The 14,418-nt window shown below is 67.2% G+C and carries 11 protein-coding genes; all 11 read right to left on the bottom strand.

The window, feature by feature from the left end:
• Positions 1–24: 24 nt before the first annotated feature.
• Positions 25–849: a M48 family metallopeptidase gene (locus K7396_RS19285; protein ID WP_223660094.1), complete on the bottom strand. Its 825-nt coding sequence runs from the start codon at positions 847–849 to the stop codon at positions 25–27.
• A gap of 4 nt (positions 850–853) precedes the next feature.
• Positions 854–4,660, bottom strand: a complete 3,807-nt coding sequence (locus tag K7396_RS19280) for a type I restriction endonuclease subunit R (RefSeq protein ID WP_158101121.1) — start codon at positions 4,658–4,660, stop codon at positions 854–856.
• 186 nt (positions 4,661–4,846) lie between these two features.
• On the bottom strand, positions 4,847–5,185 hold the full coding sequence (locus K7396_RS19275; RefSeq protein ID WP_086721811.1) for a hypothetical protein: 339 nt from the start codon (positions 5,183–5,185) through the stop codon (positions 4,847–4,849).
• A complete protein-coding gene (locus K7396_RS19270; protein ID WP_152104803.1) occupies positions 5,185–5,577 on the bottom strand; it encodes a hypothetical protein in 393 nt (130 codons plus the stop codon). The genes K7396_RS19275 and K7396_RS19270 overlap by 1 nt, the downstream gene beginning before the upstream one ends.
• 242 nt (positions 5,578–5,819) lie before the next feature.
• The gene (locus K7396_RS19265) at positions 5,820–6,017 is read right to left on the bottom strand and encodes a DUF397 domain-containing protein (RefSeq protein ID WP_086717227.1); all 198 of its coding nucleotides are present in this window, start codon (positions 6,015–6,017) and stop codon (positions 5,820–5,822) included.
• 7 nt (positions 6,018–6,024) lie between these two features.
• The gene (locus K7396_RS19260; protein ID WP_223660092.1) at positions 6,025–6,846 is read right to left on the bottom strand and encodes a Scr1 family TA system antitoxin-like transcriptional regulator; all 822 of its coding nucleotides are present in this window, start codon (positions 6,844–6,846) and stop codon (positions 6,025–6,027) included.
• 89 nt (positions 6,847–6,935) lie between these two features.
• Positions 6,936–8,153 (bottom strand): restriction endonuclease subunit S domain-containing protein, encoded by a 1,218-nt coding sequence (locus K7396_RS19255; protein ID WP_086717208.1) that lies wholly within the window; start codon positions 8,151–8,153, stop codon positions 6,936–6,938.
• The gene (locus tag K7396_RS19250; RefSeq protein WP_086717209.1) at positions 8,143–10,887 is read right to left on the bottom strand and encodes a type I restriction-modification system subunit M; all 2,745 of its coding nucleotides are present in this window, start codon (positions 10,885–10,887) and stop codon (positions 8,143–8,145) included. Before K7396_RS19250 ends, K7396_RS19255 begins: the two co-directional genes overlap by 11 nt.
• A 112-nt stretch (positions 10,888–10,999) precedes the next feature.
• On the bottom strand, positions 11,000–11,731 hold the full coding sequence (locus tag K7396_RS19245) for an RloB family protein (protein WP_086717210.1): 732 nt from the start codon (positions 11,729–11,731) through the stop codon (positions 11,000–11,002).
• On the bottom strand, positions 11,731–12,993 hold the full coding sequence (locus K7396_RS19240) for an AAA family ATPase (RefSeq protein WP_086717211.1): 1,263 nt from the start codon (positions 12,991–12,993) through the stop codon (positions 11,731–11,733). The genes K7396_RS19245 and K7396_RS19240 overlap by 1 nt, the downstream gene beginning before the upstream one ends.
• A 94-nt stretch (positions 12,994–13,087) precedes the next feature.
• Positions 13,088–14,374 (bottom strand): adenylosuccinate synthase, encoded by a 1,287-nt coding sequence (locus K7396_RS19235; RefSeq protein ID WP_086717212.1) that lies wholly within the window; start codon positions 14,372–14,374, stop codon positions 13,088–13,090.
• Positions 14,375–14,418: the final 44 nt, after the last annotated feature.

The raw sequence follows: 14,418 nt of genomic DNA, 5'->3' as shown, positions 1-14,418 counted from the left end.
GGGAGACTTCCGGCTTCCTGTCCGCTACGGCTGCGTGCCCACGTCCCCCATCCACACACGCCGTCCCAGCTCGTCCAGCTCAGCCTTCAAACGGCGGCACTCCGGCAACGCTCTGCCCAACAACCGCCAGTAATCAGGTCCGTGTCCTGCCACCCGGACATGGGCCAGTTCATGGGCGACCACGTAGTCGATGAGATGGATCGGCAGCTGGAAGACGGCCCAGTGCAGCGCCACGCGGCCGCTGCCGTCCGGCCCGGCGCGGTAAGTCCCCCACCGGTGGCCCAGGTCCCGGACTTCTACAGGCGGCTCGGCCACGTCCATACGTGCAGCCCACGGCTGCAACCGGCCCCGCATCCAACGCTGACCCGCTCTGCTGTACCAGGCGGCGATGGCCTTCCGCGCCTGCTGCGGGTCTGCGGCCACCGACCTGCTCAGCCGCAGCCGGCCCGCCACCAGGCGCACCGGCGCATCCGACCGGCCCTGGCCGTCGTCCTCTTGACCCGCCGGCCCGTCCACGAGCAGCAGCGGGTAGTCCCGCCCGAGATAACGGTGTATCTCGCCGTCGTACAGCGACCGCACGGGGTGCAACTGCCGTCGTTCCTCGCTCAGCAGCAGCTTGCTCTCGATCCACGGCCTGTTGTCCCGGACGAACTTCTCGGCCCGGCGAAGGCGGCAGTCCTCGGGAGTGCGCAACGTGAGCGAGGCGTCTCTCTCGACGGTCAGCCCCAGCCGGGCACGGCGCGCGCTGACCCGCACACGCAGGGACAGCCCGTCCACGACGAGCGTCTGCCCCTCGGCAAGACGCTCGTCGCAGGGATCCTCGGCGGCAGGGGCAGACGGGCGGGACACCCACCTATTGTCGCCTGCCCTCGGCTCGGAAGTCCGCATGCTTCTCGGCACCGAACGCCGCCAGACGCTCCGACAGCTCCCCGAGCGCGGAACGGTTTCCGCTGCTCGGACGCAACCCCGACGTGCGCAGGCACTGCCAGATGTGCGCGTCGAGCTCGGTGACGTGAGCGGCCTCCGCCGCGAAGGAGGCACGGGTGACATAGCCGACGATCACGTCCTTGACCTCGACGACGAGCCGGCGGAGGAGATCCTGCGTCGGATCATCGAAGCGCGAGTCCTGCTCCAGCTTCTCTTTCAGGAGCACGTACAGCCGCTGTTCCATCGCCGACAGACCGGCCGCCTCGGGATCCGCCTCTTCCGCTCGCCGGGCGCGCTCGACCAGGGGGCCCACCTCCCGCCTGATGTCCTCCCAGCGCCCCTCGAACTCTTGCAGGACCCGCTCCAGCTCTTCGGACAGCTGCCGGTAGACCGTGCTGCCCTCCTGATCCCGCTCGATCCGCTCCTCCAAGTGGTACCGGAGGGCCTGCACCTGTTCGGCCGCGGCCTCCCGTACCGGCAGTCGGTCCACGATCTCGTCGAAATCCGGAGCCAGAATCGAAACGGGTGCGATGACCTGCTCGATCTTCTGGACCTCCAGATGGTCGGCGATCAGCGCGCGGACCTTCCGGCCGTACCCGCGCATCGAGAAGCCGCCGCCCGGGGCGTCCCGGTAGTGCCGGCGCACCCGCATCTGGAGGACGCTCCAGCGACGGACGTCCGCGAGGTGTTCAAGCGCCTTCTCATGAGGCAAGACGCGGTCCACCGCGTCCAGGAAAGTTCCCAGCCGCCGGTCGAAATCGGCCCGCCGAGCCGGGTCGTGCAGGGCGAGCACCGCGCGCGAGAGGCCACCCCGCATGCCGAGATCTTCCTTGTCGATCCCCGCCCCAGCGAAGAACCCCGCGACCTCCTCGGCCGCGTGCCCCATGTTCCGTGCCTCCTCGGCCAGGTCCCGCAGTGAGGCGACCACAGGCGGATCGTTCCGGTACGCGGCGAGGGTGGTGCCCAGGTTGTTCAGGACGCCGTAGTAGTCGACGACCAGCCCTTCCTTCTTCTCGGGGGCGGGCCGGTTGACGCGGGCGATCGCCTGCAGGAGCTCGGCATCCTGGATCGGCCGGTCCAGATACAGCGCCTGCTCGATCGGCGCGTCGAAGCCGGTGAGCAGCATGGACTTCACGATCAGGAAGGCGATCGGGGGCTCACCGTCTTCCGCCCCGTTGTGCGGGGGAAGTTCGCTCCAGGGGTTCATGCTGGCGACCCGTCCGGCGATCACCGGGTCGGGTTCCGGTACGTGCGTGACCATCCACGGGTTGTCCGGCGGCAGCTCCGGGAACGGCTGGAGGAAGCGCTCGATGTGGTCGCGCTGGCAGGTCTCGTCGGTCCACTCCCGCCAGGTGCCCGCCTTCCGCTCCGATCCGGCGGAGATGACGGGGACGAAGTCCATCCGTCGCAGCACCGCCTGGTACTGCCAGGCACGCAGCAGCCGCATTTCCTCCTCGGTGTACGACTCGGGGGCGCGCCCCCGCAGCGCCTCGCGCCGACCGGACCCGTCGAACTCCTGGACCTCCGCGAGGAGTTGCGCCCGGGCATCCCTCAGCGCGTGCCGGTACCACACGGCCGCACGCCTGCTGACGACCGCCAGCTGCGCCTTGAAGCCTCCGGTGAGCGGCCCCGTCACATAGTGGGCGAGCATGTTGTACGCCTTGCTCCGGATCAGCGGCGCGGACTCGGCCACGTCCCGGCCCGAAGGCGTTCCGTACGCATCCCGTATGCGCTGCCGCTCCGCTTCGTCCAGCGGCTCGATGAGGTCGGCGAAGCACTCGTCCAGCTTCTGCTTCTCCCGGACTTCAGCCGAGGTGGCGCGTCCCTCGTAGCGGACCGGAACGATCACCTTGTCCTTCTCCGCCTCGTCCATCCGGTAGGTGTCGAGGAATGCGGGCTTGCCGCCCGGCTCCCGGCTCGGCTCCAGCCCGAAGATCCGGCCGGTGTCGGACAGCCGCCCCTGCATCAGCGGGGTACCGGTGAAACCGACCCGGGCGGCGTTCGGCAGCGCCTTGCGCAGACAGGCGTGCAGGACGGAGGTGTGCGAGCGGTGTGCCTCGTCGACCAGGACCAGCACCTTCACCGAGTCACTGCACTCGGGGAAGATCCGTGCGGCGTCCTTCAGCGTCTTTTCGTCCGGCGACGGATCCGCCACTTCCTCGGGGCTCGCACCGGCGTCGATACGGTCCCGCGCACGCTCGAATTTCGCGGTGAGCGACTGCTCCTCACCGTCAGCCGCGCCCGCAGCCGTACCCGGGCTCCGCTCCGGCTCGTCCGAAGCCTCCGCGCCGACGCCGTCCGCGCCCTCCGTCTCCCGGGGAATCCCCGGGAGGTCGCCGAGGAACTTCTGGATGGTCGCGAAGATCACCGCCCGGCCGCCGTGTTTCCCGGCCCGTCGCAGCATCCCCTCCAGGTCCGCCCGGGACGTCGCCTGCCGTACCTCGCTGCCGCTCAGCGCGACGGACTTCTTGAGCTGCCGCTGGAGATCCCTGCGGTCGGTGATTGCCACGAGGGTGATCTGGTTCAGCTCCGGGTCCCGGCTCATGTGCAGCCGCCTGGCCAGGAACTTCATCGTGAAGCTCTTCCCCGCGCCCTGCGTGTGCCAGATCACGCCACCGCGCTCGTCCCGCTCCGCGCCCGGGTCCAGCAGGCTCCGGCCGGTACGCAGCTTGCGGACGATCTTCTCCGTGGCCCGGTACTGCTGGTGCCGGCAGACCACCTTGGCGGTCTTCGCCTTCTGCGCGGAGATCCCGGCGCCGGCCTTGCCGACCGGCCGCGCCCCCGCGCCCTTGCTGCCCTTCGCGCCCTTCCGGCTCTTGAGCGGCATCTCGAAGACGTAGTGACGGATGATGTTGAGCAGGTTCTGCGGCTTCAGCACCATCGCGGTCAACTGGTGCTGAAGCGTGGGCTGCTCCTCGGGTCCGAGCAGCTTCCAGCCGCGCAGCTCCTCCCGGAGTACGTCCAGCTTTTCGTAGTCCGGCTCGGTGCTCCGCCACAGCGCGTAATGCTCCTCCTCGGACGAGATCGTCCCGAGCACCGCGTTCTTGCCGTCGGCGGCCACCAGCAGCTGTACGGGCGCGAAGAACTCCGGAGCGCCACGCGGGATGCTTCCACGCTCCCGTATGCCGTCATCCAACGGCCTGCCCGTATAACCCCGCAGGTCCCGGATGGCCTCGCCCAGAGGATCCTGCCGGTCGGGAGACTTGCACTCGATCACCACGACCGGGATGCCGTTGACGAACAGCACCAGATCGAGAAACACGTCCTTGCCATCGGCGTCGCGGACGCACAGCTGGTCGACGACGAGGAAGTCGTTGCGCGCCAGCGCCTCTTCCCGGCTGCCTTCGAGCGCCTCCGTTCCCCAGTCGGCGAACTGCACCTTCACGTCGCGCTCGTCGGGCCCCTTCTCCAGGACACCGTGCAGCAGCAACGTGGTGACTTCCTCGTTGGCCTCTTCGAGCGTCCGTGTGACCACGTTCCGCGCGGCCTGCTTCAGCCGGTCGAGGGAGCGGAGCGCGTCAGTCTGGCTCATCCAGCCATGTGCGGCACCGGGCAGCCTGTTCGTACGCCGCACTGCGGACATCGTCCGCTCGGCCAGAAAGATGTCGCCGTACGCACGCTGCTCGGCGCTCTGGAGGTCCGGCCCGGGGATGTGCCGCCACCCCATCTTCTTGAGGTGCGTCAGAAGCGGCAGCTCCGCCTCGTCCCGCTCGACCGTTCCCCTGACCGCCATGCGTACGTGCCTCTCCCCTGGACCAACTGGCATCACCCGCCGGTCCATTGTGCGCCTGGGCGCAGGTTCCTGGGGCGCGCTGGGGAACGGCCCGTCCGGCACCTGGGGAGAAGGTGTGCGGGGCCGGACGGGCCAGGAGGCATGTGTGGGATGCCGTCGCTTCCCGCGTCCTCCGAAAAACTTGGCTTACAAGTGACGTACCCCCTGGCTCTTTTGGACGCTCCTCCGGCAGTCCGGAAGCGGACCCTCGGATGCCGGGCCGGCCGAGGTGGGTGCGGCCACCGTCACCGGCGGGTCATCGAGCGCGTAACACAGCTGGGCATGCAGGAGCTCGGCCTCGCCGGGCGCGAGCCGCAGCGCGACATCCCCGTCGAACGCGCCGTCGCGGCGCAGCCACAGGTGGATCGCGATCTGCCCGTCGTCCTCCCGCTGTACGGGCTTGCCGGGCACGCGACTGATGCGCAGCCCGCGGAGGGTGCTGCCGGTATGCGTCGTCGGTGTGCGGCGGTCACGGGCACTGTCCATCAGGCCGCCACCCCCGCCAGGACGGGGCGGCATGTGCCCGGAGTGCCGATGAGGTGCCCGTGGATGACCCACGGGCCGACGTCAATGCCGTCGAGCGCGAGCGCCAACTCGGCACGGCGGGCGTGCTGTTCGTGCGCGAGGAGGTAGGGGCGGACGAGTGGGCTGGGGTGGTCGAGGGTGGGGGCGTCGGCGGAGGACGTGGCGCGAGGGTGGGGTGCGGACGCTCGGCTTCGGGGCGCGGCGGGCGTATGGGCGGATGTCCGTGAGGTGCGGGTGGGGTGGGATGGGTGGGTGCCGGGGGCTGCTCGGCGGCTCCCCTTACCGACGGGGAAGAAGAACTCGATGATCCCGACAAGTGCTCGTTCAAGAGCGATCTGGATACGGTGGGACATGCTGACGCTCCTCATAAGCGTTGGCCGGCCCCGGGGCGCGCTCACGCCGCCGGGGCGTCTTGCGTCTCCACTCAACTCACCTGCCAGTGAGCCGTGTTGAGAATGACGGTAGCGACAACACTGGTGAACTTACAACGTGTTGTATCCAGGTCCACACGAAAGAGCGCATGCAGCACGGCCGCCGACAGCAGAAAGCTCCCTCACCTGCGGCGATGAGGGAGCCAGTCAATCGAGCGGCGCAACTAGGCCAGAAGGCTGTCGAACTCTCCGGCCTTCGCCCCGGCGAGGAAGGCCCGGAGTTTGTCCGGGGTTGTCCTGACGACCACATCAGGTATGTCGCTCTCGCGCACCAGGATCTCGCCGTCGTACAGAGCGAGTTCCACACAGTTGTCCCCCTGCTCGGAGAACGAAGACTTGCGCCACTCAATGTGCACTCTCATCACACCCTCATAGGTCCTGCATCACATCGCGAATGAAGTCCCGGGAAGGGTCCGGGCCGAGGCAACGCTCCTCCATGCGGTCCAGCACGGAACGGTAGTTCGCAAGGTGAGTGTCCGCGGACAGGAAGGCCGACCCTGTAGGGACGTCCAGCTGCACGGTATCGAGCTGCCGTACGGGCCCGCTCACGTAGAGCGTCGAACTTCCCGCGCTGGGAAACCCACCTGCCGCGAACGGCATCACGCGGATCGTCACGTTCTTCCGATCGGACTGGTTCAGCAGGTGGTCCAGCTGACTCTTGATCATCCGATCCTCGCCGAACCGCATACGGAGCGCCGCCTCATGGATGAGGAACGTGCACTCCGGAGCTTCCGCCCCGTCGAGCACCGCGCGGCGCCGCACCCGGAACTCGACCCTGCTCTCCAGCGCCTCGGGCGTCAGCGGCGGGACGGCCTCCCGGAAGACAGCGCGGACATAGTCCTCGTGCTGCAGAAGCCCCGGAAGGTGAGTGATCTGCGCTCCACGGAGGGCAGACGCGTGGTGCTCCATCTCGGCAAGGTCCAGGGCTGTGACGGCGAGCCTGTCGCGGTACGACTCCCACCAGTTCGCGCTCACCGCGCGCCGCTCTCTGGCCATCTGCGAGAGCGCGTCGATATACGCAGCGTCGGGACACGAATAGTTGGCCGCCCAGACGCGAACGCGGTCAGCGCTTACGCCGAAGCGGCCGGCCTCGATGTTGCTGACGGTGGTCCGGTCAGTACCGTGCAGGGCGGCGGCCTCGGTCAGCGACAGTCCAACGTGCTCACGCATCTTGCGCAGCTCGGCTCCCAACCGGCGCTGGCGCTCGGTCGGGGGCTTTCGTTACTGCCATCAGTCGCTCTTCCTCCCGCAACCCAATTGTGAGCCGCGCAAAACTCCACCTATGCCATGCCCTGTACGCGCACCTTGCCGCTCAGGAGATCATCGGAAACCGCCTGCCTTAGCGTGCGCAGTCGCTCGACTCCCAGCTGCCGAAGCGAGTGGGACTCACGTGCCGCGTGCCAGGCGTTGACGAGCTTGCGCTGCTGTTCCAGCGGAGGGACTGCGATCTCATGCTCGTTGTATTCCCGAGCACTGATGTTTCGCTGGCCCACTTCACGGACATTCTGAGATACCCAGGACAAGAAGCCGTTTCCACGGGTCCACAGGAATGCGTATTCGGGAAGCATCCTCTCGGGGTTGACCTGGAAGCGGACGAGATATCCCGCGTACGCACAGATCCCGTCGGATGAGCGATACAGGTAGGACTTGCCCGTAGTAAACCCAGTTCGGGCAATGAGCAGGTCGCCATCAGCGAGGAGATGAGGCCTGGCGCTCTCCCAAGGGATACTGACTGTGGATGTCGCGTCCGTGGCAAGGCACCCGTGATCGTCGATGTCAGTGATGCGCACATAGCGCGGCATTGTCAAGTCGCTTGGAACCGCAGCCGCGTTACTTCCATACGCACCGCCTGATAGGCATACATCCCGTAGAGGCTCGGTGCCGTACTCCTGAACGTGTGAGAATAGTTCGTGGTTCAGAAGTCCCTCCCACAGCAGCATCTCCTTTGCCAGAGTTTCCCTCTCAACTTCCACTCTCTCCGTTACTGCATCAATGGCCTCAACGATACGCCGCTGCTGTTCAAGAGAAAGCAAAGGAAAGAGAAGACGTGCGAATCTATCGCCGCCTAGATGCGCGATACTCGTGGTCTTCTTAGCGATGCTGGCGAAGACGCCCGTAGCCAGCCAGCGCCTGAACACTGCCTGCGCATACTGCGGTAGCACACCAGGCCCCGAGCGAAAACGGACAAGCGTGTTCTGGAAACAGAATTCACCCACTCCGCGCGTATAAATTGCGCTTCTTCCAACCAGCTCCAGACTCTGCCCCTCATTCAGCAGAATGTCCCCAGGGATAAGCCCATAGATCTCACGCTCTGCCGAAGTGAACCCCATGGCCTTGACATCACGGTAGGTGATGTAACCATCATGAACATTGGCCACACGCAGATACGGCATCTGCCCAGCCGCAGCCCGGCTCGCCGGAGACAGCTGCTTGCCCATGCGGACCTCGCCAACGTCTCCGACGGGCACCCACCGGATGTCATCGCCGTCAGCCCACATAGCCCAGCTCCTTCAAGAACCCGTCCAGGCGCTCGGCAGCTTCCGCCCGCTGGGCCTCAATGTTTCGGAGCGACACCCCGTACTTGTCCTCCAAAACGCGATACATATCAATCAGTTCGCGGCGTCGGCGCACGACATGCCCTACCAGCTTCGAGGCGAGATCGTCCCGGAGAATTCCCAGCACCGTCTCGCGACGACCCGCATCACCCAGGCCGTCTCGGGCGCGGTACAAGCGAGGATCGGGCTTCTTTTCCTCCTCGGCTCCGCTGTCCTCGGCGATGACGAGATCCAGCGTCGCCTGTGCCGCCGCACCACCGGCTTCGGCCTCCGCCGCAAGCGCCCGCTTCCCCTTCGCCGCCGCCTTCTTCGGCTTGGCTACTGCCCGACGACCGCTCTCCAAGGGCCAGAAGTCGTCTTCGAGCTCCTTGACGGCCTTGCCGGCCGCCGTCCGGTCCTTCTTCAGCTTCTTCAACTCGGCTTCGCTGAGTAGGTTCTCCGCCACCGCCGGATCAAGGGCGGTCGGCGCGTCGGACGTGACGTCCTCCGCCGCCTCGTCCCCGTCTTCGGCAGTCACCCCGGCCGCAGCCGCCGCCCGCGCGGCCTCCGCCTCCTCCGCGGCCTTCAGCTTGGCGTCCAGCTCCGCCTTCTTCCGGTCGGCCTCCGCCAGCTCCCGCAGGAAATCCGGATCGATCTTGGCGACCACCTTGTGGTCGTATGCCTGACGGCGCTCGGAAGCCGAGCGCTTGCGGGCGCCACCCGTGCGCGGGTCCGGCTCGGGCGACAGCAGCGTCTCGACCATCTCGACCCAGCCTTCCACCACGCCACGGAAACCGTTCGTGGAGAGGGCCTTGAGGTCGTTGCGGGCCTCCTGCCACCAGCCCGCCACCGCGCCCGCGAGCGCGTGCTCGTCGAGGAGGCCGACGCCGAGCAGACGGTCGCGGAACGAGGTGATCAAGTCGGCCCGGAGCCGGGCGAGCTGGCCGCGCTTCTCGGACTCCGTGCGGTCGTCACCGTCGTACGGGGCGAGCGCTTCGATCTGTTCGGTCTCGGACGTCCACCACTTCTCGAAGGCTTCCCAGAGCACCCGCTCCCGGGCCTCGGCAAGCTGCGCGAGCCGGTCGGCGTCGGGGCGCCGCTCCTCCGGCAGAAAGTCGAGATACGCAGGGTCGTCCGCGCGCTCCGAGAAGAGATCTCCGATGCCTACCCCGTACGCATCGAGCAGCGGCTTCTTCGCCTCGATCTCCGCACGCGGTACGCCGCCCACCAGGTGAGCGCGCACGTCCTGCGGCTCCGGCGGCGGGGTGTTGTCCACGTACCGGCGGATGTTGAGGTTGTAGTCGTTGGCAGCGAGCTCTTCCTTGCTGACCACACGGGAGAAGCGGTCGACCTCGCAGCGGTCGAACGGCAGGTGAAAGGTGGAGACGATCTTCTCCACATGCTCCGGCAACAGAACGTTCTGCGCCCGCTCGGCGTGGTACTCGCGGTCCGCGTTGATGAAGAGAACCTTGCCGCGACGCTCCGGATCCTTCTTCCCGGGAGCACGCAGCACCAACACGCACGCCGGGATGCCGGTGCCGTAGAAGAGGTTGGGTGCCAGGCCGATCACGGCCTCCAGCAGGTCCTTTTCGATCAGCTTGGACCGGATGGCCTGCTCGGCGCCGCCGCGGAAGAGCACACCGTGCGGCATGACCGTGAAGACCGAGCCGCCGCGCCCACCGACCATGTACAGCATGTGCTGCAGGAACATCAGGTCGGCCTTGCCCCGCTCGGACGTCACGCCGTACGGCATCCGCTCTTCCAGTACCTGCATCACCTCGTCCGCCGAGTAGTCCATGGAGAACGGCGGGTTGCTCAGGACGATGTCGTACGACTTGTCCAGGTGCTGTGGGTTGCTGAGCGTGTCACCGGTCTTCAGGCTGAAGTGGCGGGCGCTGTGGAAGAGCATGTTCATGGTGGCCATGACCCAGGAACCGCCATTGGCGTCCTGGCCGGCCAGCCCGAGGTTGTCGGAGTCGCCCCCGTGCTCCTCGATGTATTCCTTGGCGTGGATCAGCATGCCGCCCGAGCCGACGCAGGGGTCGTAGACGAGCTGACCGGCCGTCGGCTGGGCCAGCTCGACCATCATGCGCACGACGGCACGCGGCGTATAGAACTCGCCGCCCTTGGCGCCGGCGGAGTCCGCGAAGTCCTTGAGCAGGTACTCGTAGGCCGCACCGATCATGTCCGGGAACTCGAAGTCCCCGCCGCGCAGCCGCAGGCTGCCGAAGTGCTCGATCAGCGCCGCGAGACGCTTGTCGGCGAGCTTGGCGGCCGAGGCGCCGCTGCCACCGCCACCGCCGATGCGGTTGAAGTTGACGTGGGTGAACAGACCGCGAAGCCCCTCGTTGTGGGCCTCCAGCCCGGCGAGTGCGGGCTGCAGGTGCCGGGTGGCGACGTCGTCGACAGCACCCGCGAGCTCGGCCCAACGCGCCTCCTTCGGGACGTACATGACCTTGCGGGTCCTGTAGTTCCGGGGCTCCTCAGCCTCCTCCGCGACGTCCTCCTCGGAGTAGTCCTTCTCACGCGCCTCGGCGATGATCGCCTCACGCGCGGCCTCGTACTCGTCGTTGACCCGCTTGAGGAAGAGGAGGACCAGGATGAAGTCGCGGTACTCGGCGGCGTCCATGGTGCCGCGCAGGATGTCGGCCGCCGCGAAGAGGTGGCGCTCCAGTTGGGCGAGGGTGAGCTTGGCCACGTACGGCTCCCTGATTCCTTGGTCCGAAGAAGAGGGCGGTCTGGGGGTGGGGTGAGGCGGATGGTGTGGGTCCGGATCTCATGGCGCGCCCGGTGTCGGCGCGCCGAGCAGCCTAGTAGCCGCTGAGCAGCAAGCCGTCCTCCACGAAGCTCCACACATCGGTGTACGGATCCCAGTCGTTCGGGTTCCCGCCACTGTGCTGCTTGTTGATCTTCTGGGCGTACTTCTTGGCAGTGGCGTATTTGCCGTCGCCGAGAATCTGCTCCGGTTTCATGTGCTTCGACTGCTGTTCGGAGACGGTCCTGGCGTTCTTGCCGTACGTCTGCGCGAAGCCGGGCTGCTGGCGCAGCCGAGAGTTGGCGCTGCTGCACTCCCTGCCGAAAGTGCTGGTGTAATTCTGGTAGTGCAGCAGGCGCCAGAGTTCGAAGCAGGGGTGTGAGTAGGCAATGCTCACGCCGTACTCGTCGGCGAGCTTCCTCGCCTCCGGAATGCCCAGGTGATCGTCACGGTCGAAGAGGACCCACACCTGCGGCCAGTTCCAGTCCTTCTTCTTGTCCAGCCCGGCGTCCCTCGCCTCCCGCTCGACCTTGCGCAGCACGCGGACGGCGTCCTGCACCATGGGAAGAGGCTTGCGGTGCTTGCCCGTGGCCGTGGCGTTCTCGATGTGGTACTCGACGCCTCGCCGGGGATCCGCCCGCTGTCCGTGCTTGACGATGAGGTCGATGTACTGCTTCTCGGTGACCTCTCCCTCGATGAAGACATAGACCTGCCGCGCGCGGTTCTGGCGCCCCTTTGCCGCGTTCTTGCGGCGGTGGACCTGGTCCCCTCCCTTGGCTCTCGCCATCAGATCTCTTCCGCCTCCAGCTCCGCCGTCTCGTTCGTCTGCAGCAACTGCCGTCCGACCTGGCCCTCCGACACCTTGGGCACACCACCGAAAGCGCCCGCCAGATAGGACGCCATCAGGTCTTCGTCTTCCGTCGGCTCCCAATCGGATACCGGGAACAGTTCGGTGGCGCCGCCCGCGTCCTTCTCGGTCAGCCAGAGCTGCCCCGGCTCCAGCAGACGCCCGCCGCCGGGAACCCGCAGCAGCGACGGATCATGTGCGGTGAAGATCAGCTGTGCGCCCTTGGGGTTCACCCACGGCGCTTGGAAGAGGCGTACGACCTCGGCCGCGAAGCGGGAGTGCAGGCTGGCGTCCAGTTCGTCGACGAGCAGGACCGCGCCTGTGTCGAGGGCGAGCAGCAGCGGCCCGATCAGGGCGAACCAGGAGCGGGTACCGAAGGACTCCGCCTCCCAGTCCAGTACCGTCTCCTCGCCGCTGCCGGAGTGGATCAGCCGGACCCTGGGACGGCCTCCGGAGTCGCGCTCCACCTCGGCCCCCGAGATACCGAGATCGGCGACGCGCAGCAGTTCCTCCACCCGCCGCCGCGACTCCTCGTTCTCCAGGAGGCGCTGTGCGGTGTACGCCTCGCGCTGCCGCCGCTCGGTCTCCGGAGTGACGTCCCAGAGGTTCTGCTTGAACCAGTCGTAGAGGGGGGTGAGCTGCGGATGTCCGTCGTTGGCCGCGCGGGTCAGCAGCAGCGCGTTGGGGCGGGTCATGCGCGCCAACAGGGTGCGGTCCTGCAGCCGGTCGCCGGGGAAGTCGAATTCCTTCTCACGGGAAGCGTCCCGGTCGAACCAGACCTGCCGCCGCCCCTTGGGGTAGGCGAAGAGCCACTCCGCCTCCACCCGGCGCTCGCCCAGCTCGAAGCCGTACGACCAGCGGACACCGTCCGCCATGACGAAATCCGCCTCGTAGAGGGTGGTCTCCGCCGCCGCCTTGGGGTCGAGCGCGAACTCTTCACGCGGGATGCCGTCGTGCGACGTCCACGCCGCGTACGAGCTGAGAACGGCCTCCCGCATCTTCTTCAGGGCGGTGATGACGTTCGACTTGCCGGAGGCGTTGGCGCCGAAGACGCCGAGGACCGGGTAGACGGAGAGTTGCTTGCCGTCGGAGAGCGGGAGCAGCTTGGCGGCCGCGCCTTCCTCTTCTTCGGGCACGACGAACGACAGCTCCTGCTCCGCACGCAGGGACCGTACATTTGCCGTCCGGAATCTCAGCAGCATTCCGTCTCCTTCATGGAGCACAGCGTAACGATGTTGCCCAGTGCCCGCCTGCCTCTTGAGAAGCAGACGGGCACACCACGGGTGGACAACAGTCCTACGACAGGAACGAGTTGATCTCGATCGTCTCGTCGCGGCCGGGGCCGACGCCGATCGCGGAGATCGGGGCGCCGGACATCTCCTCCAGCGCCTTGACGTACGCCTGGGCGTTCTTCGGCAGGTCGGAGAAGGACTTCGCCTTGGTGATGTCCTCGGACCAGCCGGGCAGCGTCTCGTAGACCGGCTTCGCGTGGTGGAAGTCGGACTGGCTGTAGGGCAGCTCCTCGACGCGCTTGCCGTCGATCTCGTAGGCCACGCAGACCGGGATCTGCTCCCAGCCGGTGAGCACGTCGAGCTTGGTCAGGAAGAAGTCCGTCAGGCCGTTGACGCGGGTGGCGTAGCGGGCGATGACCGCGTCGAACCAGCCGCAGCGGCGGTCGCGGCCGGTGGTGACACCGCGCTCGCCGCCGATCCGGCGCAGCGCCTCGCCATCCTCGTCGAACAGCTCGGTCGGGAACGGGCCGGCGCCGACGCGCGTCGTATAGGCCTTGAGGATGCCGATGACGCGGTTGATCTTCGTGGGGCCGACGCCGGCGCCGGTGCAGGCGCCGCCCGCGGTCGGGTTCGAGGACGTGACGAAGGGGTACGTGCCGTGGTCGATGTCCAGCAGCGTGCCCTGGCCGCCCTCGAAGAGGACCACCTTGTCGTCGTCGAGGGCCTTGTTGAGGATCAAGGTGGTGTCGGCGACATAGCCCTTGATCTTGTCGGCGTAGCCGAGCAGCTCCTCGACGACCTGGCCGGCCTCGATGGCGCGGCGGTTGTAGAGCTTGGACAGGAGCTGGTTCTTGACCTCCAGGGCCGCCTCGACCTTCTGCATGAGGATCGACTCGTCGTAGAGGTCCTGCACCCGGATGCCCACGCGGTTGATCTTGTCGGCGTAGGTCGGGCCGATGCCGCGCCCGGTGGTGCCGATCTTCCGCTTGCCGAGGAACCGTTCCGTCACCTTGTCGACGGTGATGTTGTACGGCGTGATCAGGTGCGCGTTACCGCTGAGCAGCAGCTTGGACGTGTCGACACCGCGCTCGTTGAGTCCGCTCAGCTCGGAGAGCAGGACCGCCGGGTCGACCACGACACCGTTGCCGATGACCGGGGTGCACCCCGGCGAGAGGATTCCGGAAGGGAGAAGGTGCAGCGCGTACTTCTGGTCGCCGACGACGACCGTGTGGCCGGCGTTGTTGCCGCCCTGGTAGCGCACCACATAGTCAACGGACCCACCGAGCAGATCGGTGGCCTTTCCCTTGCCCTCATCACCCCACTGAGCACCGAGCAGCACAAGTGCGGGCACAGGCGTACACCCCTTCCGGGCGGGGCATGTCCAACGTGCGTGGA

The sequence above is a fragment of the Streptomyces angustmyceticus genome (genome assembly GCF_019933235.1).
In the GTDB taxonomy this organism is placed as follows: Bacteria; Actinomycetota; Actinomycetes; order Streptomycetales; family Streptomycetaceae; genus Streptomyces; species Streptomyces angustmyceticus.
Note: the sequence above shows the minus strand (reverse complement) of the source record. Positions and strands in the feature narration are given on the sequence as shown.

Bases quoted from the DNA above. Each gene is read 5' to 3' on its own strand.
- K7396_RS19280 (WP_158101121.1), bottom strand. From the start codon at position 4,660: ATGGCGGTCAGGGGAACGGTCGAGCGGGACGAGGCGGAGCTGCCGCTT.
- K7396_RS19275 (WP_086721811.1), bottom strand. From the start codon at position 5,185: ATGGACAGTGCCCGTGACCGCCGCACACCGACGACGCATACCGGCAGC.
- K7396_RS19270 (WP_152104803.1), bottom strand. From the start codon at position 5,577: ATGTCCCACCGTATCCAGATCGCTCTTGAACGAGCACTTGTCGGGATC.
- K7396_RS19265 (WP_086717227.1), bottom strand. From the start codon at position 6,017: ATGAGAGTGCACATTGAGTGGCGCAAGTCTTCGTTCTCCGAGCAGGGG.
- K7396_RS19255 (WP_086717208.1), bottom strand. From the start codon at position 8,153: ATGTGGGCTGACGGCGATGACATCCGGTGGGTGCCCGTCGGAGACGTT.
- K7396_RS19245 (WP_086717210.1), bottom strand. From the start codon at position 11,731: ATGGCGAGAGCCAAGGGAGGGGACCAGGTCCACCGCCGCAAGAACGCG.
- K7396_RS19240 (WP_086717211.1), bottom strand. From the start codon at position 12,993: ATGCTGCTGAGATTCCGGACGGCAAATGTACGGTCCCTGCGTGCGGAG.